At 43.4% G+C, this 24,835-nt stretch carries 24 protein-coding genes and 1 tRNA gene; 10 read left to right on the top strand and 15 right to left on the bottom strand.

The features are described 5' to 3' along the window. Nucleotides 1-129: 129 nt before the first annotated feature. The 3 genes from DESRU_RS04940 to DESRU_RS04930 all read right to left on the bottom strand — a co-directional run bounded on the left by DESRU_RS04940 (nucleotide 130) and on the right by DESRU_RS04930 (nucleotide 2,955). Nucleotides 130-1,248 carry an FUSC family protein gene (locus DESRU_RS04940; RefSeq protein WP_013841016.1) on the bottom strand — a complete coding sequence of 373 codons (1,119 nt, stop codon included), beginning with the start codon at nucleotides 1,246-1,248 and terminating at the stop codon, nucleotides 130-132. Continuing rightward, entirely contained in the window at nucleotides 1,241-1,981 is a 741-nt protein-coding gene (locus DESRU_RS04935) for a nitrogenase component 1 (protein ID WP_187290613.1), read from the bottom strand. The genes DESRU_RS04940 and DESRU_RS04935 overlap by 8 nt, the downstream gene beginning before the upstream one ends. A 152-nt stretch (nucleotides 1,982-2,133) precedes the next feature. After that, entirely contained in the window at nucleotides 2,134-2,955 is an 822-nt protein-coding gene (locus DESRU_RS04930; RefSeq protein ID WP_013841015.1) for a histidinol-phosphatase, read from the bottom strand. Between the two features lie 167 nt (nucleotides 2,956-3,122). Between DESRU_RS04930 and DESRU_RS04925 the strand changes: the two genes are divergently transcribed. Continuing rightward, nucleotides 3,123-3,482 carry a hypothetical protein gene (locus tag DESRU_RS04925; protein WP_013841014.1) on the top strand — a complete coding sequence of 120 codons (360 nt, stop codon included), beginning with the start codon at nucleotides 3,123-3,125 and terminating at the stop codon, nucleotides 3,480-3,482. A gap of 91 nt (nucleotides 3,483-3,573) precedes the next feature. Here the strand turns inward: DESRU_RS04925 and DESRU_RS04920 are convergent, their stop codons facing one another. Then, entirely contained in the window at nucleotides 3,574-3,825 is a 252-nt protein-coding gene (locus DESRU_RS04920; RefSeq protein WP_013841013.1) for a hypothetical protein, read from the bottom strand. A gap of 136 nt (nucleotides 3,826-3,961) precedes the next feature. Further along, nucleotides 3,962-4,330, bottom strand: coding sequence for a hypothetical protein (locus DESRU_RS04915; protein ID WP_013841012.1), 369 nt, complete (start codon nucleotides 4,328-4,330; stop codon nucleotides 3,962-3,964). A 215-nt stretch (nucleotides 4,331-4,545) separates the two neighbouring features. On the opposite strand from DESRU_RS04915, the gene DESRU_RS04910 reads away from it, so the two are divergent. Continuing rightward, nucleotides 4,546-4,622, top strand: a tRNA-Arg gene (locus tag DESRU_RS04910). 379 nt (nucleotides 4,623-5,001) lie between these two features. Beyond that, nucleotides 5,002-5,769, top strand: a complete 768-nt coding sequence (locus tag DESRU_RS04905) for an SDR family oxidoreductase (RefSeq protein WP_013841011.1) — start codon at nucleotides 5,002-5,004, stop codon at nucleotides 5,767-5,769. A 252-nt stretch (nucleotides 5,770-6,021) separates the two neighbouring features. Here the strand turns inward: DESRU_RS04905 and DESRU_RS04900 are convergent, their stop codons facing one another. Beyond that, nucleotides 6,022-7,221 carry an acyltransferase family protein gene (locus DESRU_RS04900; RefSeq protein WP_081461979.1) on the bottom strand — a complete coding sequence of 400 codons (1,200 nt, stop codon included), beginning with the start codon at nucleotides 7,219-7,221 and terminating at the stop codon, nucleotides 6,022-6,024. Nucleotides 7,222-8,402: 1,181 nt separating this feature from the next. Here DESRU_RS04900 and DESRU_RS19765 point away from each other — a divergent pair. Next, a complete protein-coding gene (locus DESRU_RS19765) occupies nucleotides 8,403-9,527 on the top strand; it encodes an FUSC family protein (RefSeq protein WP_081461978.1) in 1,125 nt (374 codons plus the stop codon). Here the strand turns inward: DESRU_RS19765 and DESRU_RS04890 are convergent, their stop codons facing one another. The 5 genes from DESRU_RS04890 to DESRU_RS04870 all read right to left on the bottom strand — a co-directional run bounded on the left by DESRU_RS04890 (nucleotide 9,528) and on the right by DESRU_RS04870 (nucleotide 14,245). Beyond that, nucleotides 9,528-9,743, bottom strand: a complete 216-nt coding sequence (locus DESRU_RS04890) for a YgiT-type zinc finger protein (protein WP_013841006.1) — start codon at nucleotides 9,741-9,743, stop codon at nucleotides 9,528-9,530. It lies immediately after the preceding gene. Between the two features lie 123 nt (nucleotides 9,744-9,866). Next, nucleotides 9,867-10,187 carry a hypothetical protein gene (locus tag DESRU_RS04885; RefSeq protein ID WP_013841005.1) on the bottom strand — a complete coding sequence of 107 codons (321 nt, stop codon included), beginning with the start codon at nucleotides 10,185-10,187 and terminating at the stop codon, nucleotides 9,867-9,869. Further along, entirely contained in the window at nucleotides 10,171-11,364 is a 1,194-nt protein-coding gene (locus DESRU_RS04880) for a DNA polymerase IV (RefSeq protein WP_013841004.1), read from the bottom strand. The genes DESRU_RS04885 and DESRU_RS04880 overlap by 17 nt, the downstream gene beginning before the upstream one ends. A gap of 133 nt (nucleotides 11,365-11,497) precedes the next feature. Next, nucleotides 11,498-12,910: an IS1182 family transposase gene (locus DESRU_RS04875; protein ID WP_013841003.1), complete on the bottom strand. Its 1,413-nt coding sequence runs from the start codon at nucleotides 12,908-12,910 to the stop codon at nucleotides 11,498-11,500. A 366-nt stretch (nucleotides 12,911-13,276) separates the two neighbouring features. After that, nucleotides 13,277-14,245 carry a bile acid:sodium symporter family protein gene (locus DESRU_RS04870; RefSeq protein WP_013841002.1) on the bottom strand — a complete coding sequence of 323 codons (969 nt, stop codon included), beginning with the start codon at nucleotides 14,243-14,245 and terminating at the stop codon, nucleotides 13,277-13,279. 632 nt (nucleotides 14,246-14,877) lie between these two features. Between DESRU_RS04870 and DESRU_RS04865 the strand changes: the two genes are divergently transcribed. Then, the gene (locus tag DESRU_RS04865; protein ID WP_013841001.1) at nucleotides 14,878-15,456 is read left to right on the top strand and encodes a DUF502 domain-containing protein; all 579 of its coding nucleotides are present in this window, start codon (nucleotides 14,878-14,880) and stop codon (nucleotides 15,454-15,456) included. 159 nt (nucleotides 15,457-15,615) lie between these two features. On the opposite strand, the gene sigK is transcribed toward DESRU_RS04865, so the two are convergent. Then, entirely contained in the window at nucleotides 15,616-16,314 is a 699-nt protein-coding gene (gene sigK / locus DESRU_RS04860; RefSeq protein ID WP_013841000.1) for an RNA polymerase sporulation sigma factor SigK, read from the bottom strand. Between the two features lie 276 nt (nucleotides 16,315-16,590). Between sigK and DESRU_RS04855 the strand changes: the two genes are divergently transcribed. Both DESRU_RS04855 and DESRU_RS04850 read left to right on the top strand, forming a co-directional pair. Then, nucleotides 16,591-17,205: a DUF47 domain-containing protein gene (locus tag DESRU_RS04855; protein ID WP_013840999.1), complete on the top strand. Its 615-nt coding sequence runs from the start codon at nucleotides 16,591-16,593 to the stop codon at nucleotides 17,203-17,205. Between the two features lie 20 nt (nucleotides 17,206-17,225). Further along, nucleotides 17,226-18,227: an inorganic phosphate transporter gene (locus DESRU_RS04850; RefSeq protein WP_013840998.1), complete on the top strand. Its 1,002-nt coding sequence runs from the start codon at nucleotides 17,226-17,228 to the stop codon at nucleotides 18,225-18,227. Nucleotides 18,228-18,411: 184 nt separating this feature from the next. Here the strand turns inward: DESRU_RS04850 and DESRU_RS04845 are convergent, their stop codons facing one another. Beyond that, entirely contained in the window at nucleotides 18,412-19,671 is a 1,260-nt protein-coding gene (locus tag DESRU_RS04845; RefSeq protein WP_013840997.1) for a radical SAM/SPASM domain-containing protein, read from the bottom strand. An 81-nt stretch (nucleotides 19,672-19,752) separates the two neighbouring features. Here DESRU_RS04845 and DESRU_RS04840 point away from each other — a divergent pair, with 81 nt between their 5' ends. The 3 genes from DESRU_RS04840 to DESRU_RS04830 all read left to right on the top strand — a co-directional run bounded on the left by DESRU_RS04840 (nucleotide 19,753) and on the right by DESRU_RS04830 (nucleotide 22,104). Beyond that, nucleotides 19,753-20,130, top strand: a complete 378-nt coding sequence (locus tag DESRU_RS04840; protein WP_041275302.1) for a hypothetical protein — start codon at nucleotides 19,753-19,755, stop codon at nucleotides 20,128-20,130. 371 nt (nucleotides 20,131-20,501) lie between these two features. Next, nucleotides 20,502-20,774: a hypothetical protein gene (locus DESRU_RS04835; protein ID WP_013840995.1), complete on the top strand. Its 273-nt coding sequence runs from the start codon at nucleotides 20,502-20,504 to the stop codon at nucleotides 20,772-20,774. Between the two features lie 106 nt (nucleotides 20,775-20,880). After that, nucleotides 20,881-22,104, top strand: a complete 1,224-nt coding sequence (locus DESRU_RS04830) for a DUF438 domain-containing protein (protein ID WP_013840994.1) — start codon at nucleotides 20,881-20,883, stop codon at nucleotides 22,102-22,104. Nucleotides 22,105-22,207: 103 nt separating this feature from the next. On the opposite strand, the gene DESRU_RS04825 is transcribed toward DESRU_RS04830, so the two are convergent. Next, nucleotides 22,208-22,972: a hypothetical protein gene (locus tag DESRU_RS04825; protein WP_013840993.1), complete on the bottom strand. Its 765-nt coding sequence runs from the start codon at nucleotides 22,970-22,972 to the stop codon at nucleotides 22,208-22,210. Between the two features lie 193 nt (nucleotides 22,973-23,165). Continuing rightward, a complete protein-coding gene (locus DESRU_RS04820) occupies nucleotides 23,166-24,743 on the bottom strand; it encodes a methyl-accepting chemotaxis protein (protein WP_013840992.1) in 1,578 nt (525 codons plus the stop codon). Nucleotides 24,744-24,835: the final 92 nt, after the last annotated feature.

Below are 24,835 nucleotides of genomic sequence, written 5' to 3'. Positions count from 1 at the left end.
TAGTTTGGCACCTGGATAAACAGCCATGCGTAAAAATCCTTGTTAACTTATTACAAAAATGGATTGATCATGCCGCCCGGTCCACAAGCCATGGGACCAAAAGCAAGAACACTGCGCACCGGCAGTGTTCTAACCATTATTTTTTAGTTGTGTTCCTTTTTCATATTCAGGTTCTGCAGTCAGAGAAAATTCTTTAATGGTTCTGTTGCCCCATTTGATATCGTTCGCCACCACCGAAACATACATAAACGCATGCAGGAAGTTGGCTCCGGTCATTCTTGTATGCCAGCGGTCAATAAAGTAACTTAATTCCTCCCAGAATTGCTCGTTGGGTGAAACCCGGGGCATTGGCTCTCCGTGTAAAATATACTGGCGGAGCTGATGATTCAACTGGGCAAAAGACCCGATCCCCCTTTCCAGCATGGCCAAAACCTCTTGGAATTCGCTGGTTATGGGAGGGTCTCCTCTCTCGGTCCGCCACTGCAGCCGCTGCTGGGTGGCGCTGTATATCTCCACACTTTTATAAAATAAGCGGACACTAAAATCCAGGTATCTTTCCCAGATTTCCTGATCCTCAGAGGAATTCCCTTTAAGATACTTATTTTGATCCTTAAAAAGATCAAACTGACTTCGGGTTAACCTTAAATGTTCCTTAATTTTGCTTCTCTTTTGCTCAAATTGTTCTTGACTGATGAGATCCAGGGTAATAAAACCCCTGACCAATTCTTCAAAAAACTTGGCGGCTTGGTCATTTAAATCAACTAGATTTTTTAAGACCAACCGGTTGTACCGCGGCTGGGGTAAAAGGCTGTTCACCAGCAGGGCCGAGGCCAAACCTACAAAAATGACATAGGACCGGGTGAGGGCGTGGCTTAAGAAATCATGTTGGGGCGCATCCAGCACAAAAATGCCGGCAACCACACCCATGGCAATGCCATGCACCAGTTTTAACTTTACATTGGCGGCAATAATTAAAATGGAGGTTAACCCCATGACTATGGGGTTTGTTCCTAAGGCGTAGCCGCTGATGACGGCAATGATTACAGAAACCAAGTGGGTTAATATTTGTTCCACGGCGTTTCTAAAAGAACGGTAAATGGAGGGCTGAACGTTTATTACGGCACTAACGGCGGAAAAAACTTTGGGTTCAAGATTCAACAATGTACAAAGATAGATGGCCAGGGACACGGCAATACCGGTTTTTAAAATCCTGGCTCCGATCAACTGCAGGCCGGGTATTTTATTCATGGAATGACGGAGATTCCCCGTGTAAAGCCAGCACCATAGACTTGGCAAGATTGTTAAAACCATTGAACCCCAAAAAGGACCGACGGGAATCCGGCAACTCCAGATAAGGAAAGCCCATCCCGTTTCTACGCCAGTATTGATCCGCACCAATTACCAGTTGTACCCGGCTTTCATGGATAAACATCCTTAAAGTATCCGGATTTAAATAACGATTTTTAATCTGATGAATAGGAATTATTTTCATGCCCAGATCATCCAGGATCCGGCTAATCAAATCCTTTTTATGATCCTCCAACAAAACCAGTACTCTTTTGCCAAAAAGTTCGGAACCATAGTGATTGATTCCTTCGGTTACACAATGCAGACCCTGCCGGATGACCTGCTCCACCTGGAGCGAAGGCAAACCCAGGGCAGATCCAATATCCCTCAATGATCCCGCTGTTTCTGAAGGACCGAAAAAGGAAACGGTTAAATAAGGGTGGCCAAAACGAACCTGCAGCCTTTCTTTGGTGAACAACTCACTGATCGGGGAATGATAAAGATTTAAATGGACCTTTTGCAATACCCCCGACTTTATGTTATCACCCGGCAGATACTCTGCCTTAATACCCAAGGCCAATAATAAATCCTTTATCTCTTTTATCTCTGCCTGGTTATGAAACTCCCCAATTAAATTGGCCAAGCATTTTTGTTCTCCTTGAGAATTGAAGATAACCGCCTCCTGAATTGCCATATCAAACACCTCCGGCAAAGTATCAAAGACAACAAAAAATGGTACTGTTTCTTTCCCCAGCACCATTGCCAATCAATCTGTTTTATTCCGTTTTTTTGATTATACCACCAGAAGGCCGCTCTTTCAACCGGGCCTTTCATGAATACAGTATTTCAACGGCCATTTTTTAAAGGGTATTTTTCAGCCTTTCTTGCGGAAAATACCTGAACTTTGGAATATCCCACTTCCCTGGCCAAGCGGACCGCTTTGGCGTAATCAGCCCCCACATCTTCAGGACAATGGGCGTCCGAACTTAATACAATGGGAATTCCATGACTATAACAGGTTTTTAAAAGTTCCGGGTGCGGGTACATCTCTCCCACGGGCTTCCTTAGACCGGCGGTACTGATTTCAATACAGGTGCCGTTTTCCGCCAGGGCTTTAGCCACTCGGTCATACTGCTGCTGCAAGAATTTTGAATCCCCAGGAATGTATTTAAAAATTTTGGCTAAATCAAGATGGGCGGCAATATCAAAGAGCTTACTTTCAGCCAGGCTCTGAATCCGGTCAAAATAGGCAACCCAAACATCCTGCGCTTCTCTCCGGTCCCATTCCCCTCTCATCTCCGCCAAATCAATACCCCATTGGTCAATCCAATGAACGGAACCGATAACATAATCAAAGGGATATTTCTGAATAAATTCGGCTATTTCCTTTTCTTTGCCTGGGAAATAATCCATCTCAATACCGAACTTAACCTTTATTCCCTGCTCCCGGGCCTGGAGAATCAGGGACAGGTAATCCTCTATTTTCTCCGTTTGGCGGGCTGCCACCCAGTCATTCATAAAAATACTGCGGGTTTCTATAAACCGGTAGGCGTGTTCGGATACTCCCCAATCCGTAATACCCACAACCTGAGCCTGCCGGGCGAATTTGCGGAGCCATTCCACTGTGTAGGGACCTCGTTCAATGTGTATATGATAGTCTGTCAGCATTTTTTCCTCCAAGGTGTTTTATAAAGCATACTATATAAGCACCGGTGGAAAAAATCAATTCTATTTTTAAGACCCTCAATCAAAAAATTATGATTACCGAATTTCACGGTAATTTGATAAAATACAAGACAAAGAATATTTCTGAATAAAAGAACGGAGGGCAAAAAATGACCCAATTTTCAGAACAAGATCTGTGTAATCTATTAACCAAGGCAAGAAGCATGGCTCTTGCGGATGAGACCGTCCCCCCTACCGCATTATCCAAGGAAGAACAGGAAATCATAAAGCGCTACATTCCCATGCAGCTTAATGAAGATAGCGCCCAAAAAATGATGGCTATGGTTAACGACATCCGGGAAGGCAGTCGGTCCCCCATGAATGACCAGGAGAGGCTTGAACTAAACCAAAAAAACATGGAGGAAAGTTTAATCAACTTTTTATCAAGGCTTCGTACCGCCGATGATGATGAGTTTGACTCCATGTGCCAAATGTGTGAATGTATTCGAAAAAGCCGTTCTTCGGAATAATAAGCTGTAAGCCCTGCTCCGGCAGGGTTTACTTATTGTAAAAGAAAAACTCCCGGCAAGGGAGTTCATTTCAAAATTTATGCAGTTGAAATCAACAGGATTTTTTACATACAACTTTCACCATAATATCTTTCTCCGTTGGGCTATCAACAAAATACACCAAGCAAGGGGAATCGGGATCTAAATTGTTTTTAACGAATTCTTTCCAGACTTCTTCAATGGAGTCATTGGGCTGTAAGAAAATAGACTGCAAACTTGTTCCGCAGCTATTTTGCCTACAAATTTTATTAACCAGATTGGCGGCCAAGGAATCCTGCTTAACCGTACCACGATCCAGTTCCATCCAGGCAACTCCTCCTAAAACAGATTCCATACTACTCATTTTGATTATGCCAAATTTAACAGACAACTTCAATATGAAGATCCGGTTTTGGGGTTGTCTTTTTTATGACAAAATTTGCAGTTTAAAGATGTGCTTTTTATAATTCTTCCGGTGCTGACAACTCCATGGTAAACTGGTGAATGGCCACGGCATTGGGCCCGGAGAACCCCGTTGAAAGCACCCTTCCGGAGGCCTGTTTCACCACTATGGAATAATAGGCCTTTTTCTTTAATCCCCGGTCAAAAAAACATTTTAGACAGCACACGGAAAATAGATCCGTCTCATACCGTTTAATGAGCAAACCTTTTTTTACTTCTTCCACAATCCAAAAAATATCTTTGCCAATGAATGAATCCTTGCATTGCTGGCACTGAGAAAAGAAAGGAAGAATCTCGGATAATTTTTTCTCCGCCTTCTTCCTAGATTTATGCCAGTTTTGTGCTACAAAAATAATAGTTTTAATCATTTGTTCCTTCTGCACGGGGCACTCCCTTTACCGCTATTTTAAATAACATTCTACGTCCTCACCATTTTCCCTTCCCGCCCCTCTGCAGCCTTGACTTGAAAGTCCGGTTCTATTAAAATTAAATAGCTTACCGTAGAGAATAGGATTGAGTATTATTCCTTATTGTACAGTATTAGAAGTTATGTTAAAATAATTTGTGTTGCTTTAAAATATTTGTCCCAGTAGCTCAGCTGGATAGAGCAACGGACTTCTAATCCGTAGGTCGGGGGTTCGAATCCCTCCTGGGACGCCAGAAAGAAAAGATATTCCGCATGGAGTGTCTTTTTTTGTCTAAGTCATACGAGGGACTCGAACCCGGAAGGGCGTCCGCCGTGAAGAAAACAGTCGCGGATTGTTTTTAGGCGGGCGGTCCAAGCCTTTCGCACAGGCGCAGGACGGCAGATGCGAGCGCAGCGAGCAGGTGCGTAGTCCCTTCGACCGCACCAAAACGCTTTATTGAGGCAAACGCTTTGAGGAGCGTTTTTTTATTTGTGGAAAGAAAAGGGGTTCTTTTTCCTTTGTGCCGGGTATAAAAACAATAACTGTAAACCAATACTTAAGGAAAACATTGTAAAATCCACTTACAAGTGGGACGGAAACTGTTATGATGGAAAAAAAGGGGAGGATCTGTTATGAAAAATTTATTTGATTTAAAGGGTAAGGTTGCATTGGTCACCGGCGCATCATCAGGATTGGGCGTTCAGTTTGCAAAGGCGCTTGCCAATCAGGGTGCGGACGTTGCCATCGCCGCACGTCGTGTCGATAGACTCGAGCAGGTTAAGAAGGAAATCGAAGCGATGGGTGTTCGTTGCATTGCCGTTTTCTGCGATGTGACGGTGTCGGAACAGATTACCGCCATGGTTAACACCGTTAAGGAGGAGTTTGGCAGAATCGACATCCTCGTCAATAACGCGGGCGTAGGCAAGGGGATTCCGGCTGCCACACAGAGCGACGAGGAGTGGCTTTCCACCACACGCATCAACCTCGACGGGGTGTACTTTGTTGCCCGCGAGGTCGGCAAGGTGATGATTGAGCAAAACTACGGCAAAATTATCAACCTCGGCTCCATCCACTCGATGGTCGCTATGGCCGGCTCCCCTATCTCGGCATACTGTGCATCTAAGGGAGCGGTACTCATGCTGACCAAGGCACTGGCGAATGAGTGGGCAAAATACAACATCACCGTCAACGCCATCGGACCGGCTTATTTTCCCAGCGAGATGACCGTGGACGCCATCGCAGCAGAGGGTTTCGATCTTGCCGTCAAGGCATACTGCCCTATGGGCAGAACGGGCAGAGATGGCGAACTGGACGGCGCTATCGTCTACTTCGCGTCGGATGCTTCGAGCTACACCACTGGTCAGTACCTCGCCATCGACGGCGGTTGGACTGCCATCTAAGCAAACAGCGTGAAAAAGGCAGTCCAACTGAGGTTCTCTGCCTTCTATTTAAAGATCAGGCGATAAGAATTTCTGCCTAACCGTAAAAATTTTTTCCACCATTACTCCAGAAATATTAAGGGCTCCGGTCATTCGCCGGAGCTCTTATTTTTGTCACGGGGAACAAAATTTAATCATTTGTAGCCAGTAGCGACTTTGAAAACTCTTTAGGTTGATAAAAAAACAAAAAAGGAACGTTCTTTCCCGACCATCTCAATGTGGTGACATATTGGACATTTGTGCTGTTTCTATCTTAACAGGATTTTTATTTAGCCAATTGTGCAAAGGTTTTTCAATGAAACGATACAATAAGCACCCTACAATGATGGAGGTTAAAACTGATATAGAAAATATTAAAAAAGAGTTAAAACTTTTTCCAAGTTTAATATTAACCAATGTTATTGTTACAAAATGTGTTAGGTAAATAGAATATGATGCATCCCCTAGATATATAAAAATGTTTTTTAAACTAGCTTTATTTGCAGGCACTTTTTCCTCAAGCAACACAGCGCACAATATAATTATAAAAAATGGAATACCAAAAGTAATTACATCCATTTTATGGATTACATCATATATATGCCCGGCGTGAAGGCTATAGCACCACGATATTGCCAATAAAAGAACTGCAAAAGTCATTAGTAATCTAAGTTGATACTTAGGTAGTTTGCAGCTATATTTTCTAAAAAAATAAGCTGCCATGCAACCCATAAAAAACTCCAGGTTTTTAACATTCAGAATAACATTCATTAGTAAGTTACCAGTTTGAAAAGAAAAAACCGAGTTTATTATAACAGCGACCACCCATATCGTTATAAAAAACATTGATATTTGTTTTCTTAATAAGATTAGCAAACTGAACATAACATAAAAGACGATTTCATAACTTAGTGTCCAGGCTACTGGTATTATAGATGCTTCTTGAATAGCTGTGTTAACTGGGTATAAAAACAATGATCTTAGTATATTTTCCAGGTTAACATTTATCCAGTAAATTAAGCCTTTTCCGGTGTATTTCATTAATACAAAGTGTATCGCTAACGTTACCAAGGTGTATATCCAGTATATAGGATAAATCCGATTAAATCTTTTTCTAATGTAATAACCATACCTTACTGGATGACCAATAAAATAATAATTCACATGGTAAATAATAAAACCACTAAGTACAAAAAAGAAATCTACCCCGCATCGTCCCACTACCAACAGCCCACTAAACAAACTTTTGTCAACGATTAGATTTGCATGTGAAACCAGCACCATCATTGCGGCTAGACCTCTAAACATTTGTAAATTTATAATTTTTTTTGTATGATTCTTTGTCAAATTAGCATTTGTTGGCAATACGGTTCTCTCCATTAGTTTATCTTTTACTTGTCTAATTCCATAAGTTCTTCTTTGCTCCTTTAACATATTTTGTCGAAATAAAATAGTCGAGAAGGAAAGGGAAGTCCCTTTTTAGTTATAAGTGTATAGGTAAAAGGCACCACTGCGTAGGTACTATACCCTCTTCCAGTAACCCCTTAGCAGCAGCCAGCTAAGGGGTTACTTTTTTCTTTGTAACATTCTCACTTTCATTTCCATATTATGGAGTATCCTAGAGGAAAGGAGGATGTATAATGAGTTACGGATATGGCGGTTGCTATGACAGTTGTGCTTTCATCATCTTCTTAATTCTTATCCTGCTGCTTCTTGGAGGCAGTGGCTACGGTTACGGATGTAACAGTAAGTAAGTATGGAGCAAACCCTCCGGAGATATCTCTGGAGGGTTTGCTTTGTTAAAGGAAAAATCACCAGGTTCCTCTCTCAAAGCAAACCCTTTAACAGCGACTGGAAGTTTACCTTTTTTCCGTAACATTCCAGCATTTATTCCCATATTATGGACCATCACATAAGGAAGGGGCATGCATGGTGAGCTACGGATGCGGTGGGGGTTGCGGCGGTGGCTGTGGTTGTGGTGGATATGGTGTAGAAAATTAAAAAAAGGCCCCTGGAGGGAGCCGGGTTCCGTATTATACTAACAAATGAGTTATATTAATAACCACCTCTCCATTATAAGGAATCGATAGAGAAGTTTAATAAAGCCTCCTAAGTAATAACCAAGTTATACCAAAATGTATATCTGTGGCTTTATTTTCTTTGGGTAATCCCTTAAATTTTGCCCAATAAATTGGTTTACTTGTCTTTTTTTGTAACGTTTTGATCATTTTTCTATATTATGAAGTATCATTTAAGGGAAGGAGAATTGATATGGGTTTTGGAAATAGTGGCTGTGGTGGAAGCTTCGACGACTCCTTTTTCGGCATAGGTATTGGTTTTATCATTGGTTTTATCATCGCTTTACTAATTGGCATATTATTGTTACTTGCTTTCCTGTTACTTTTTTAAGTTGATAAGTAAAAAAAATAAAGAGATCATGTCCCCCGGATATCCGGGGGTTCTTGTTGAGACGCATAGCTTGTTTATACTGGCTGCTAACCATCAAATTTGCAGGTCTCTGGATAATTTAAAGAGTTTTTTAAAGAATTAATGTTACACTATATTTTTGCAGAATCCATCGCAGTATAATAAAATCAGATAAGCCATTTTTAAAAATGAAGTTCTTTTTAAAGTCAAACAGGGGCAGGCATATGCATCATTTAATGAGTCACTTAAATAACATGGAACGGGTCCGGGCTGCAATTCAAGTAATAAAAACAGCCCTAAGTGCAGGTATGGCTTGGGAGTTAGCCATATTAATAACACATAACGATTATCCTTATTTTGCACCCTTGGCGTCTGTTTTGGTAGGACAAGTAACCATTGCCGATTCGCTGCAAAAAGGAATCAATCGGACCATTGGCGTTATTGGCGGGGTTTTGGTCAGTATGTTCATCGGTCATTGGATTCCATTAAATGCTCTTTCGGTTTTTCTGGTTGTTCTTATGGGGATGGCCCTTTCAACCACTCTTCATATGAATGCGCAAATTACCTCGCAGGTTGGAGTTAGTTCCCTTCTGGTGCTTGCATTTGGTCAGGAAGAAGCATACATAATGGGCCGCATTATTGAAACCATTTTAGGTTCAGCCGTGGCCATCGGAGTAAATGCCATTATTGTTCCACCCAATGAAGTTCCAACAGCAGAAAAACAAATATCGAAACTAAGCTTGGAATTAGCGGCCATGCTCAAAAAGTTGGGCTATTTATATGAAAAAAATGGGGATCCTTCAGAAGCACTGGTGGAAACAAGAAAATTGGCATCAAAAATGGAAGCAGCTTCTCAATCTTTAAAACTGGCCAAAGAAAGTCTAAGATATAGCCCTTTCTACTTTAAGCGGAGAGAGAAACTCAAACATCTTATTTTGGGAATGGTTCGACTTGAACGTATTACCATAGAGGTTCGCGGAATTGCAAGAGCCTTGTGTGACCTGGAAGATACTTTAGAATTCAGGGAAGGAATTGTAAAAATTACTGAAACAACAGCAAAATCTATTGAACGCTTCGGGGAAGCTGTTATTTCCCCGGGTAGAAAAATGGAACAGCGTTTAAAGGATGCCATTAAAAAGGCCCGTATTCAGCAAATGCTCTGTTTATCCGGTCTTAATATAAGCAAATCCATTCACATCGGGAGTATTCTTACAGATTTGCACCGAATTCTTAATGAAGTTACTTTATTCATAGAACAGGATTGTTCATTCCTTGAGAATAAAGGACCGGGGCTTTCGCCCCGGGAGTTTTAACTAGTTTGTTTTAAAGGGGTTCTCTTCTTGATGATCCTGACTTTCTGATGAACCAAGCAATCGCTTCAGTGCCTCGGCATCAAAATACTGTTCACCACAGGACTGGCACTCCCAGTAAGTCACGGGCACATGTCCCGATTTACCACCGGTTGAGTATTCTGCAGTTACCTTCTTTTTATTCATGATGCCTCCACATTTAGGGCAGCCGTCTTTCATTTATCAATCATCCTGTCATTAAATTTTTACAACATCGTATCACATAAACCGGTTTTAAGAAACCAAAACTCCGGAGTTTTCACTAGGGCTCTGGTAGGAGATTTCAGAGAAAAACGCCACTGCTTACTCCTGCCGCCCTACAAACTCCCCGCAGGCCATCGGTTGCTGCCGGCCTTTTTTTATCATTTCTTCCAGGGACTCTTTTCCCAGCAGCAGGATTAAATCAAGAATCTCTATATGCTCCGGCACCCTTTTCGCACCGGAACGATAAGCTTTTATTTCCGTTACACAGATTTTTCGGGCTTCCTGCCGACCCATTACAGTGACGAAAAATTTGCACTTCTGGCAGGAATTACGAAACTTTTCTCCGGCAGCCGGCACCATCATACGGTGTCCACCGTATAGACGATTTGCCCGATAATAATTTTTAACCTTTTCTTCCATAGTATACTCCTTCATGAGTCAGTGATATGGCTCTTTTAATACTTCCTGAACCCCACCGGGAACGGATTTCATCCGTCACCCGGTCAATTTGTTCCTGCTTCTCTCGGTATTCAAAAAGATCCAGTTGCTTTGCCTGCATTTTTATAAGACCGGATAAGCTTAATCCCACCAGCCGCGCACCGACGTTTTCTGTCCAGAATTGCTTCAACAACTGTACGGCACCCTGAAATATTTCAGAGGTGATATGGGTGTACCGAGGCAACCTGCGGGAATGAGTTTCCGTAACAAAGTTAGGGTCTTTAATGGTTAAATGGACGGTTCTGCCGATGCACCCGGCTTTACGGACCCGTTCCCCCACTTCTTCGGCAAGCTCCCAGATGACCACTCTAATGGGATGGTATCCATAGTAATCCCTGGGCAAGGTAATCTGATTGCCCACACTTTTGACGACCTCTAACCCGCTGGGATCCAACGGGCTGTGGTCAATGCCCCAGGCGGAAAAATGGAGAATCTTCCCTATCAGTCCGTATTGTTTCTCTAAAATTTCCACCGGTAGATAAGCAAGATCCTGGATGGTCTGCACACCCCGGGCAAGAAGCCATCGCTCAATGCGGTGACCCACCCCAAAGAGCTTCCGCACCGGCAGTGGCCAGATAACCCTGGGCCAGTCCTGCGGGGTGAGGGAAATAATTTTGTTTGGTTTCTCCAATTCCGCCGCCATTTTTGCCAGCAGTTTGGAGGAGCCGATACCAATGTTTACGCCTACGCCAATCTCACCATGAATACGCTGCTGGATGGACCGGGCTATATCCAGGGGAGAGCCAAACAGGTTTAGACATCCTGTCACATCCATAAAACTTTCATCAATGGAGTAGGGCTCTACCAAATCACTAAATTCTCTTAAAATAACATTAATCCGGGAAGAAAAAGAAGCGTAATCCCGGTGAGATGGAGCAATGAAAACGGCCCGGGGGCATCTGGACCGTGCTTCTGAAATAAGCATGCCAGTTTTCACTCCAAAGGGTTCTTTGGCCTCAATGCTGGCAGCCAGCACAATGCCGGTGCGTTTGGCCGGATTACCCCCAACAATGACCGGCCTGCCCCGGAGAGCCGGGTCCATAGCCTGATGTACCGAGGCGAAAAAGCTGTTTACGTCACATAATAAAATGGTTTTCATCTTTCACCACCGGTTAATAAAGAATTATGGATAGGATTATACCAAACATACGTTCTTAATTAAAGAGGAAATATCCGGTAAATAAAAAAACCCTTACCACTTGGTAAGGGCCAGACTGTCAAAGAACCTCGTTTCAAACGAAAGAAACGGGGTTCTTGATATAAAAGAGAAAGAAGTGAAGAGAAGAGAGAAAAGAAGAGGAAGCTTTAAACTTCCACATGGCCAATTTTTTGAGATTCATGGCAGCAAATTTAAGCCGGACCCAATTGCTCACCTGGTCCAGGCCCCGATAGGGAGTATAGCGCATGGCATATTTCTCTTTGGCATCTGCAAAGACCCGTTCAATGGTCTGACTTCGCAGGGCATAGGTCTCTTTCCCCAGCGGCGAATGCCGGACATCCTCTGCGCGTTCCAGATAATCCTGCCACACATGACGGGTGACTGTCTTTTGGCCGCTTCGGTTCCCGACACACCGTTCCCGGGTAGGACACTTTTCGCATCGGTAGCTTCTGCTCTTGTATTCCCGATAGCCGTAACGGTTGGTGGTGCAATAGCTCAGAGGCTTGTATTCCGGGCAGAGGATCTGATCGTAATATTCATCGTAGACATATTTGTACCATTCATGGTTTCCCTTTTTAGTCACCGGTCGTTTATAGGGTAAGGACGGCACCCGTCCATCATCAAAAATTCTTTTGCAGATCCAGGGCGTTTTGTATCCGGCATCGGCGGTGATCACTTGGATTTGAGGATAACGTTGCGTCACTTTTTCATAGACGGTATCAAAGACCACACTGTCATGGACATTCCCGGCCGTCACTTCCACTTCAAGCACAAAGTTATGCCGGTCGCATACCGTGTGGGCACTGTAGGCAAAACATTGCTTATGCTCTCCTTTGTGGAAAACACCACTTTCCGGATCGGTTGTGGATTGGGTAAGGATCTTTTCTTTGGGGCTGCCGCTGGAATCGTCGTCATCAAAGGGCTTTTTACCATGGGCCTTCCGGTCGGCATTGATCTCTTGTCTCAGTTGCTGTTCATAGACCCGGGCGGCGGTGGGAATGGCCTTTTTTACTTTCTTTTTGAGGTTGGCATTGGCTTTGATATGGGTCGCATCAATAAACACCACTTCCGGCTTTAGGTATCCTGCTCGCTCTGCTTCGTAGAGGATCCAGGTGAAGATTTGTTCCACGGTCTGGGGGGTGTAGCGCTGCTTGAAGTTGTAGCTGATGGTAGCAAAGTGCGGAATGGGTTCATTGAGGGTATAGCCCAGGAACCAGCGGTAGGCGATGTTCATTTCGATGTCTTTTACGGTTTGTCGCAGCGACCGGATCCCGTACAAATGCTGGATCAGAACCATCTTAAACAGCACCACCGGATCTACGCTGGGTCTTCCGTTATCCGGGCAGTAGAGTTCTTCCACCAGATCATAGATTCTTGTAAAATCCACGCTTCCGTCGATCTGCCTCAGCAAATGATCCTTTGGAACCAACAGGTCTGTATTCACGATTTCCATTACGTTGCGTTCTAGTTTCTCTCTTTTAAGCATCTTTCCATCACCCATTCCATTTTATCAAAAAAGGCCGGCCATTGGCCGACCTTTTTTGACAGTCTGACCCTTACCACTTGGTAAGGGCTATATCTACTCAGCTTGATCTTCAGAATAATCAATTCTCTCTAACCCAACCTCGGTCAGGATTTTGTTAACCAGTTCTTCAGACATTTAAAATCCCTCCTTAACAGTATAAAAACAAAAAGACACGAATTTTCGCGCCTTTGCTCTTCATAAAGAATGCTTCATTGCATCTTACATTTTTTCAATTTTAACAATTATAACAACAATCTCTCTAAGTTTCAATTGTCTGCCTCTAAGAATACACAATACTTGTAAAAAACTTCGGTCCCGACGAACCTTTTAATTGGAACCGGCTTCCACACTGAATCTTTCCAGCAATTTGGAGGCGATTGCCGCCAAGGGTTGCTGATATAACATGGACAACGTTACGGGCAGCGCCACTGCAGGTGGAAAGTAGGTTAAGGCCAGAACCAACCCCAGGCTGTTGTTTCGCATGCCGATACTATAAATCATGGAGACCATTCGCTCCCGTTGGTGTCCCCTTAGTATATAAGAACTAAGAAATCCCAGTGAATAGCCGCTGACCGAAACAATAAATATGACCAGCAAAAGTTTAATAATGGAGTGGTTCCAGTTTATCTCCGGGGCAATGGCGCTTGCGTTTATGTAAATTACTAAGATAATGGCGATCTTTGAGGCAAAGCCGCCAATGGATCGGGTATATTTTTCATAGGCACCTTTGGTATAGTCATGAAGAATCATTCCCAAAATACCGGGAACCGTGACCATCCAAAACAGCCCCAGCAGCAGATCCATGGTGTTAATGTGGATCGCCTTCCCCACTACCAAAGCGATGAAGACCGGGAGCAACAGAGGGCTAATCAGGGTGTCCAGGGTAACTGTGGCCATGGTTAAGGGAACGTCCCCGCCTACCATCTGAGACCATAGAATTGAAGTCACACCCACCGGAATAGAAGCACCAATTAGGAAACCTAACCGAATAAATTCGTTTTCCGGTCCCGGGTAAAACACCAACCCAATGATATAGGCGATAAGAGGCATCACGCCATGGATAAACAGTAACATCCATATGGAAAGCCACGGCTTTGAAAGCTTGTTTATAAAGTCCTTTAAACTTGTATCCAAGGATGCAGAGAAAGTCATATACGTAAAAGATAAAGTTGCCACTAAACTCCAAAACTTGGTGGTTTCTACAGGAGCCATAAAGCCGATTAACAGGGGAACTAATACCACAAAAAACATCCGGCGCCCTAACAGTTGGTTCCACTGGTTAAAGAGATTAAGCATAAAATTCTATCCTTTTGGGCATTTGATTGAGAAACCCGGCAATAGCAATTCTATTGGTCTCCCGGGCAAACAGGCCCATTATTCTTATTAAAATTCTATCAAATTGGCTTTCAAATGTATATACCGGCAAGCCTACATTCTTATTCTCATTCAATGACCTGCTCTAAAAAGTAAGTAAAGATCTTACTGGTTGACTGGCCTATATCCGGGTGGAGGGGTTGTAAATTAAGAATAGAAATTTACTAACAAAGAGGTCTTCGGTAATTTTCCATGGACTACTTCCCTTTAATAACTGAATACAATCTGTCAAACCCGGTATTGGCTTTTCAGGATTTTTGATAAAGAATGTCACTTAGTTTGCTCAATCTAGCGCCAGAAATCGATAGTTGTCCACATACAGCCATTGTTTTCCACAGATTTATCCACATTTTATTCACCATCTTCAGACCAATCTGGGGCTTACGACCTAAAAAATTTAGTATTTTATTAGATATTCTGTCGTGGTACTGTCAGCTATTAACAAACTTTGTTTTAATGACAAACTTTAAATAGAAATTCCATAAAAGGAAAAGTCCTTTATTAGACGAACTTATAGAATATTTAAAAAGCCGTAGCCTATGGAGGTACGATTAATGAAAAAGTTGTCTATTTATTTTATTCAAGGGCTTTTTGTACTGCTGCCAATACTAGGGACTTTCTACCTTCTAGCCTTTGTGTATACAAAAATCGCCGGCCTGGGAAACGCCATACTTTATCCCTTCATTGAGAAGCCCGTGCCGGTCATTGACTTTATTTTTGTTATTTTTATCGTTATCTTTATTGGGACTGTAGCCAACTGGTGGATATCCAAGAAAATTCTTGAACTGGTAGAACAAATTATCTTTACAGTACCAGGGGTTAAAACCATTTATAACACTATTAAAGATACCGTTAAATCCCTAGCGGGAAATGAGAAAAAATTTGACACTGTGGTTCTGGTGCATCTCTCGGAAAAAGTTGCCCGCCTTGGTTTTTTGACGGCCAAGGATTCCCCCTTTCGAACAAGAGACGGCAAAGAACTGGTTGGTGTTTATTTTCCACAAACATTTCAGGTAGCCGGAGATTTATTCTGGGTTCCTGAAGAATGCGTGGAAATCCTAAATATACCTGTTGATCAGGCTCTAAAACTAATTATCTCCGGGGGAGCCACCCGGCTGGAAAATATTATTTAATAAGATGAAGGATGTTGTATTTGGAAGTACTCTTAGCACATTAAAAGAAGGTTTTATTTTTATCATAACACCCAAACAAATGGGCTGGCCCTTTAAAAAATAAAAACAGGCATCCGGCCAGCAGATACCTGTTTCTCTTAAATGATCCCTTTTACATTTTTACATATTGGATAATTCCTTACTCAATTTATGAATAGAATTACTTTCAATTCTCGATATAAAGGATCTGGAGATATTTAATTGCTTCCCAACTTCCTTTTGCGTCATTTCCTCCTGTCCCGTCAGTCCAAAGCGCAGGGTAATCACGCGCTGCTCTCTTGGAGCCAGTTTTTGAATGGCTTTTTCTAACCGCTCAACATCCAGGTTGTTGGCCACTTGCTCTTCTACCGGAAGTTCATCGGTCATCAGTGTATCCTTCAGTTCAAGAGGTGTTCCATCCTTATCGCAGTCCAGCGGCTCGGACATAGAAACACATTTTTTATCATTTTTATGTTTTCGTAAAACCATTAACATTTCATTTTGGATGCACACACCGGCATAGGTTGAAAATTTATTGGCTCTGGTGGAATCAAAGGTATCCACTGCTTTGATTAAACCTACAACACCGTTTTGAAATAAATCTTGCTTTTCCACGCTGTGGTCATGAATCTTATTGGCTATCTTTGCCACCAGACGAAGGTTTCTTTCCACCAGAATGATTCTAGCCAGCTTATCTCCCTGACATAACCTTTCCAGCAACTCTTTTTCTTCTTCCAAAGATAACGGATCCGGAAGATTCCCTGCGGAAAGGTAGGAGACCAGGACCATGATACCATTTACAAGGGATAGAACAATTAAAGTTAAAACTCCAGGTGTCAAAGTCTTCCCTCCAATTTTGAAAAATAGCTTCTAACTCTATGTTACGGTGTACCAAGTAAGAAGGTGCTTGTTTTACAACTAAAAAATATGGCTAATAAAAATCTTTTAAGTTGGGATAACTTAATTTAAGAGCAAAAAAACTTCATGTTAAAAAGTGTTAATCAAATCATTGTAATGTTAATTTTTCTTCGATTTATAACAACCTTTTAACAAAAAAGGTTGTTATATGGTATACTCTGTGAGGGACAAGCAATTTATCTCCGTGGGGGGGTCAGCATGTTTTTTAAAAGAACAGATATCTTCTTTTCAACTTTTGTTTTAATTTCGGAAAACTTGATTAAAGCCGCCGTAGAATTTAAAGATGAAATCCATAATCCAACTCCAGACCGTGTTGGTTTCACTAACATTCAGGATTATGAAAAAATTGGAGATCGTCACACCCATACCATTATTAAGGAGCTAAATAAAACCTTTATTACTCCTTTGGAACGGGAAGACATCATTAATTTGGCCGTGAAATTAGATGATATTCTAGACGGTATTGAAGCCACTTTTATCCGCATGGATATTTATGAAATTAAGGACATGAATATTTTTATTAAGCGTAATGCAGATATCATCTATGAAAGCTGTATTGAAGTTGGAAAATGCATTGAAAAATTGGTTTCTAAAAAGTTTCTTGAAATCAGACCTCACACTGTAAAGATTAACAATTTGGAAAATGAAGCAGACTCTCTTTTTAATAATAGTCTCCGGGAACTGGTATCCTCTTGTACAGATCCCATCGGATTTGTAAAGTATAAGCAAATCTATGAAATGCTGGAAGAAATTACGGATGCCTGTGAGGATGTAGCCAATATTCTAGAAAGTATCCTCATGCGCAACTCCTAAAATTAAGAGGCGTAAAACGAATGGAACAACATGGCATTATTATTTTAGTTGTACTCCTGGCTCTCAGTTTTGATTTTATTAACGGCTTTCACGACACGGCAAACTCCATTGCTACATCCATTTCAACCAAAGCCCTAAGACCCAAGGTCGCAATTATGCTGGCCGCCTCTATGAACCTGCTGGGCGCCCTGGTTTTTACCGGCGTAGCCAAAACCGTAGGAGGCAGTGTGGCCAACCCCATGGAAATTGAACATGGGGTTTATGTGGTAGCGGCAGCATTAATCGCCGCCATTGCCTGGAACCTTTTCACCTGGTATTACGGCATTCCCAGCAGTTCGTCCCATGCCCTGATCGGCTCCTTAGCCGGAGCCGTTATTGCTGCTGCCGGGTTTCAAGCCGTAAATTATCATGGTTTTCTTACCATTATTGAAAGTTTAGTCTTATCCCCGTTGCTGGCATTTACCGTTGGTTATATCATTATGTCGACAATTCGGTTAATATTCGCCAATTTCTCGCCTCATAAATTGAATTCAACCTTTCGGTCTCTGCAGATTTTAACGGCCGCTTTTCAATCCTTCAGTCATGGCACCAACGATGCCCAGAAAACTATGGGGATCATCACTTTTGCCTTGGTAGCCGGCGGGTTTCAAACGGATATGGAAGTTGCTACCTGGGTAAAGATTTCTGCAGCAATGGCTATGGCTCTGGGAACCTCTGTAGGCGGTTGGAAAATTATTAAGACGGTGGGAACAAAGATTATTAAATTTGAACCTGCCAGCGGTTTTGCTTCCGATTTAAGTTCCGCTGTGGTAATTCTCAGTGCAACCTTGCTTAAACTCCCGGTCTCTACTACTCATGTTATCAGTTCTTCCATTATGGGCGTTGGTTCCGCCAAAAGAGTGTCGGCAGTAAAATGGGGAACAGCCGTAACCATGGTTTCGGCCTGGATTATTACTTTGCCGGTTACCATGGTCCTGGCAGCCATTTCCTTTACTCTGGTAAAGCTACTTTTCTTATCATAAAGAATCTGACTCCGCCTCAGGTAAACTTTATTGCTTAAGTCCACAGGATTCATACAGGGGCTGTGCGAAACTTGTTTGTGGTTTGCACAGCCCTTGCTGTTAATGGAACAAAAAAATATAAACGTCCTCAATTTCACTTCATCGTGAAAGAGGGACGCTTTTTGATTATCCTATCTTTTGTATTTTAAAACCATTGCTTTTCCCGCCGGGCCATCTCTCTCATCCTCAGGATGCCCGATAATCTTTTTGCCTCCTGGCAAACCACCCAAAAGAGGCAATTCTCTTCGGACGGCCTAAAGAAATCCCCGGTTTGTTCAAAGTTCACGGCATAGCATCCCCCGGCGCAAGGACGGGAGCAGCCTTTGCAATGTTGCGGCTGCTGGCCCACAGGATTTTTAAAAAGATTTAATAAATCTTCCTGAATTCCCGTATTAACGTTACCGATAATGTGTTTTCCCTCTTGGCTGTTTAGACCCAACAATTTTGAACAGGGGCTTACGTCCCCATTGGGAGCGATGGCCAAGGAGGTGCTCCCGGCACGGCATCCCCAGCCCAAAAATTCATTTTCACTCTTTTCCAATTCCTCGATAAACAAGGGAACTCCCTGCTGCTTTAACCGGTGGTATTGCCGGGTGATCTCCATAAGATTTAACCCGTATTGTTTTATTTGCTCCATGGTCCAGGTCTTTTCCCCTTGCGCCGGAGCAATGATCATCTGGTTAATTCCCATATTTACAATTTGCCGGAAATCCTCCACCATATTATTTACCGCTTCGGTGCTGACAGTCATTCTGGCACCTAGCCAAGGTTGATATTTTTTTATTAGGGGAATTAAACTGGTAATCCTATGCCAGGTGCCCTCCCCGCTCTTAGTTCTACGATACCGGTCGTGTGTCTCCGGTCCCCCGTCAATACTAAGAAGCATATTCATTTGGTTTTGAGCAAAATATTGTAAAATTTTTTCATTGATTAAGGTTCCATTGGTTGTGATAGCCCAGGTCACTTCCCGGTTACACTTTTGGGCAGCTTCCTTGGCGTATGGAACGATCTTTTTTATTAATTCAAATTCCAGCAGGGGTTCACCCCCGATAAGGGTAATCACCACCACGGGAAAAACCGCATGCTCCATTAATAAATCAATGGCTTTCCGGGCGGTTTCAAAGCTCATCCTGTCTTCAGGACTTTTGCAATGTACAAAACAATACTCACAAGTTAGATTGCAGTTAAAAGTCAGGTTTAACTCAATGGCAGCTAAACCCAGTTTTCCCGCCCGAAGTTCTTTTTCCACATAAACTACCAGTTTGATGGCATCCTCAACCGGAATATGAAATTTACTTGCCAGCATCTCGGCAAGAAGTTGCGGAGAGTACCCGGGATTGCTTCCGGTGTACTCCCTGATAAAGATTGCTAGCTGATCCAGAAAAATATTTTGGTTTATTTTCATTTTTATATTTCCTTTGTACTATTTTTCCTCTTATTCTCCCCCGTCGTTTCCTGCCATGGGCCCGACAATACCTATAAAAGCTTGGCCGGGGCAGGCAAAACCTCCGGGAGCGGTGCAGCCAAATTGGAAAGTGCAGGGCTGTTGGAATTGGAAGGGTCCACACCCGAAGCGGGAACCGCACTGGAAAAAGAAGGGCGAACAATTAAATTGGAAAGGCCTGCAGGGCTGTTGGAAGCGAAAGCCGCATTGGAACAGGAACGGTATGCAGCCAAATTGGAAACCGCAGGGCTGCTGGAATTGGAAGGCCGGGCAACCACCCTGGGGCGGAGCAGGGGAATAAACGCCGGGACAAGCAAAGGTGAAAACACAGTTGTCCGGAGGGATGCATACGTACCGGTTAACGCAGGTAAAACCGGGTACGGATGTACAGTTGATGCGGTTATTCTCATCATTTCTTAGTTGTTCAGCAACATATCTCATATTTTCTTCGGTTATCGAAGGATTTTGAGATTCCCAAATAATTTGAATGGCGTTCATTGGAATTGTACAAGCTCCCTCTTCGGCTTGTATGCGAATGTACTCCTGATTAACACTCACAATGGTACCGGATATCTTTCTGCCGTTCACTAGCTCGACAACCATGTTCTTACCTTGGCTAGCCTGTAATTGCTCAAACACCTTGTTTCACTCCTTGTCTGGATATTTTTTCCTCATTATTATGGTATGCCCAGGTTATTTATTTGGTTCCATGAAGGAGTTGGGCCCTACCGTGAGAGGTCCTGTAAACATAAATTATTTTGCTGAATATGCTGTAGTGGAGGTGTTACCCTATGGAATCATTCCCCAATTTTAATGACCGGGTATTTCATGTTCCTTCCCAGAAACCGGGTATTGCTTTAGGAAGTTGTATCACCAGTAAGTTGGTTACGGTTCGGTTTAATAACGGGGATGTTTTAGCCATCCGGCTGGCTGAATTGGTTTTAAACCGGGGGCAAACCTGTTTGAAATGCGGAGGTACCGCTTTACCCGAGCAGACCGGAGTTTGCCGGAAATGCTTTGGCGTCAGGTGCCCCTGCTGCCAAAACTGTAAGTGTGCTGATTAACAACTTCCAGACTTTATTGCCCTTTTTTAAGGGTTTCAACATTTGAGGAAATAATTTAAATAAAATTGGGCATCACTTATGTTAGAGTCTAATAAGGGGGATTTTTATGAGCGAGTATTTGCAAAGTAAAGAATATAAGCAAAAAATATTAAAGGATATCATTCGGGACCTGCATAAAGGAAAAGACCCTGATGAAGTGAAAGAACGATTCCAAAGTCTGATTAAAGATGTGGACGCCACTGAAATTGCCAACATGGAACAATCTCTTATACAAGAAGGGATCTCCCCAGAGGAGATCACCAAGCTTTGTGATGTGCATGCCGCTGTGTTTAAAGACGCCCTTATGGAGAATAAAAAACCTGAATTAATCCCTGGTCACCCTCTGTACTCTTTAAAGCATGAGAATCACGAAATCCAAAAAATTCTTGAAGAATTGGATCAAAAAATTAGCCTATTAAGTCAGTGGGATCATGAAGCGGAAGATCTTTGGAAGTACTTGCAGGAAAGGATCACCTTTTTCAAGGAAAACCTGGACAAGCATTACTCTAAAAAGGAAAATATTTTATTCCCTTATTTGGAAAGGCACAACATTACCGGCCCCCCCTCTGTGATGTGGTCTGTAGATGATGAAATCAGGGATCTTATCAAGCAACTGGCTGCCTTTATCCCCTCTCCAGGGAATAAGGGCGACCTGGAGTCCTTCAAGACCCGTTATGAAGCCATGAAGCATAAAGTTTTGGAGATGGTCTTTAAGGAAGAAAATATCTTAACTCCCATGATGATGGAAGCTCTTACTGAAGGGGAATGGGCGGAAATCAAGGAACAGGATATTGAATTTGGTGTTGTGTTTTCTCGTCCCCAGGCTGACCTCTGGCAAGCAAAGGAGGGGGCTGCAAAAGAACCCCTCCACACCGGTACCGAAAAGCTGGCTTTGGCTACCGGCTATCTTAGCGCCAAGGAAATCAACAGCATTTTAACCCATCTTCCCATTGATATTACTTTTGTAGATAAAAACGATACCGTTCAATATTTCTCCCAGGGTCAGGAGAGAATCTTCACCCGTACCAAATCCATTATTGGACGCAAGGTGCAAAACTGTCATCCGCCCGAAAGTGTCCACGTGGTAGAGAAAATTCTTACGGACTTTAAAAGGGGCAAACACAGTACGGCGGAATTCTGGCTGGTATTAAACGGTTCCTTTATTCATATCCGTTACTTTGCCTTAAGAAATGATCAAGGAGAATATATCGGCACCATGGAAGTCAGCCAGGATGTTACAAAAATTCGCGCTCTAGAAGGTGAACGACGGCTGCTGCACTACCAGGATTAAAATGCAAAAAGATAAGTGTCTGAAGCTGCTTGGCATCCAGACGCTTTTTTATGGGTTTTTAAAGCAAAACAAAAATCAGACCTATAACGGCCTGATTTTTTGATTATTTCTTCGTAGGAGGCTGCCCTTTGTCGGTTATATCGTCGCCACCTGCTTTTCCTTTTAAATTGTTGAATTTTGCTTCCGCCACAATATCTTCAAATTCTTCCTTAGCCATTTCAAACATTCCCTGGGCCTTTTCCGATAAGTCCATGGAACCATCCATGGCCTTTTCCGTTAGGGAGCGTACGGATTTGGCAACAGTGGGAAGAAGCATCAACCCCAGAAGTCCGGCAGCAATTCCCCAGCCGAAGCTGCGGCGGTCAATGCCGCGGAAGGGCCCGGTAACGCTATTCACAAGATTATTGGTAAATCCCGGGTTATTCGTGTTTAGGCTCTCAATTAATTCAGGCACACCCATTCCCTGCTGCCGGGCCTCCTGAAGCAGCTCCCCAAGAACCTGGCGCACCTGTGGGTCACTAACCTGCCCAATTCTCCGGTTCATTTTATCCAAGGCCATCAGTTCATTGCGCAACTGACTTCTTATCATGGCTAAATTTCTCTGATAATCATAGTCTTCCCGGTCTGTCCACCAGTCATAATCAATCTCCATGGGCCTCCGGTTGCGGTACATCGGTCTGGAAGGCGGGTAGGGGTATCGGTTGTCCGGATAGCGACGGTTTCTCCCGTAGTTCATGTCGTATCCGTAATAGTCTTCCTGCCACTCCCGGCGGGCCTCTAAATCCTGCACAATCTCTCTTTTAAGACGATTGAGTACCTCCGGATCGTATCTATTCATCAATGGCTGCTCCTGCTGCTGATTCATCATGCGGTTCCTCCTATCCTCGTTTGTGTTTATTATTTTGCCCTGCCAACAGGTAATTATTACAGTTTTTTCATATTTTGGCAGCCTTTTTTATGGTAAATCACGACAGGCAATAGCTTTATTCAATGAAAAGATTCTTAAAGGCTTTTTTAAAATCCCATCAAAAAAGAAGGCCAGCGGCCTTCCTTTAAAATTTTTAACGGTTGAGCTTAAATGCCTGTACGGCCGTGACCAAATCCTGCGCTTTATTCGATAAACCATCGGAAAGTTCGGAAACCTGTTGTATGGCACTGCTTACGTCCTGCGTCAAACGGGCGGTATTCTGACTGCCCTTGCTGGCCCCTTCCATGGCATCACTGATATTCCGAATGTTCTCCAGTACCTGATGCACTTTTTCCATTATTCCCCGTAGACTTTCACCGGTTCCACTGACCACTTTAACCCCTTCGTGAACCGCAGTGGCTCCGGCCTCCATGGCTGTAACAGCCTCGGAAGTCCCCCGCTGAATTTCATGAATAATGCTTTCTATTTCCGCTGCGGAACGGGCGGAATCCTCGGCCAGTTTCCGTACTTCATCGGCTACCACCGCAAAGCCCCGGCCGTGCTCTCCGGCCCGGGCGGCCTCAATAGCGGCATTCAAGGCCAAAAGGTTGGTTTGTTCCGCAATGCCCCTGAGAACCTGGGTAATATGGCTCACCGCTGCGGATTGTTCACCCAGTTTTACCACCAGCTTAGCCCCGTGGTCTACAGCAACTGCGGCATCTTGGATTCCTTTTATGGCTACATCGAGGGCATTTCCACCGCTTATGGCCTCTCGCTCCACTTCATCGGAGGTCAGGGCAGCCATTTGAGCATTGGCGGCCGTTTCTTCCGATGCCGCCGACATCTGCTGGGCGGTGGCGGCCACGTTTTCAACCATGGAAGTGAGTTCCCGGGTGGTTGCAGAAAGTTCCTGTCCTTGGGCTGAAAGATCCGTACTGGTTTCTCCCAGATGTTGCACCAGTCCGCGAAGCTGACCGATCATCCCATTGGCCGCTTCGGTTAAAAGGGCCAGGGCCCGGAAACGCTGCTTCTCCATGGTTATGGAGAGATCTCCCTTGGCCACTTGGTTTAAAACAGCCGCCGTTTTACGTATGGGTTCGGTAAAATAGGTGGTTAAGGGTACAATCACCAGCCCGGCAACCACTAAAACACCCAGTCCGGCCAAACACATATAGAAAATAATATGCTTGAAAATATCCCCCAAGCGATCCAGGGGTATGCCTACAAACCACATGCCAATCACCTTGCCATTGGCATCTTTTAAAGGCATATAGGCCGTAAGATGCTCTACACCGGCCACATCGGCCTGCCCCAAATAGTTTTTTCCATCTTCCAGAACTGTTTTGACCACTTCGGGAGCTGCCTTGGTACCCACTCTCCGCTTACCCTCGGCATCTGTCACGGTGGTGGCAATTCTGGTATCGTATTGAAATATTGTAACCGCATCCCCGGTATATTCCGCCACTTTATCGACAATTGAATTGTCGTTGATATATGTATCGCCCTTACTTAACTTTCCATCTTTAATGGACCATTCTCCGGGAAACTGGTGATCAACCAGTTGATAACTTAAGGCCAGATCCTTATTCAGTGAACTTTCCGTAATGTCCAGGATATACTCTTCTGAGAGATAAAGTGTGATCGCGGTTGTAACGCTAATTGTCACAATGATGAGAATTGCAATCACCAGCCGCAATACCCATCGCAGGGATAATACTTGAAATCGTGACATTATGAAAATCCCCTCTTCTTGGTGAATTTTTCTTATTATATTAATCTTATTTAATAAATACAACGGTTAAATTCCATTAAAACTTAACGCTT

It is taken from the genome of Desulforamulus ruminis DSM 2154, from assembly GCF_000215085.1.
GTDB classification, from domain to species: domain Bacteria; phylum Bacillota; class Desulfotomaculia; order Desulfotomaculales; family Desulfotomaculaceae; genus Desulfotomaculum; species Desulfotomaculum ruminis.
Note: the sequence above shows the minus strand (reverse complement) of the source record. Positions and strands in the feature narration are given on the sequence as shown.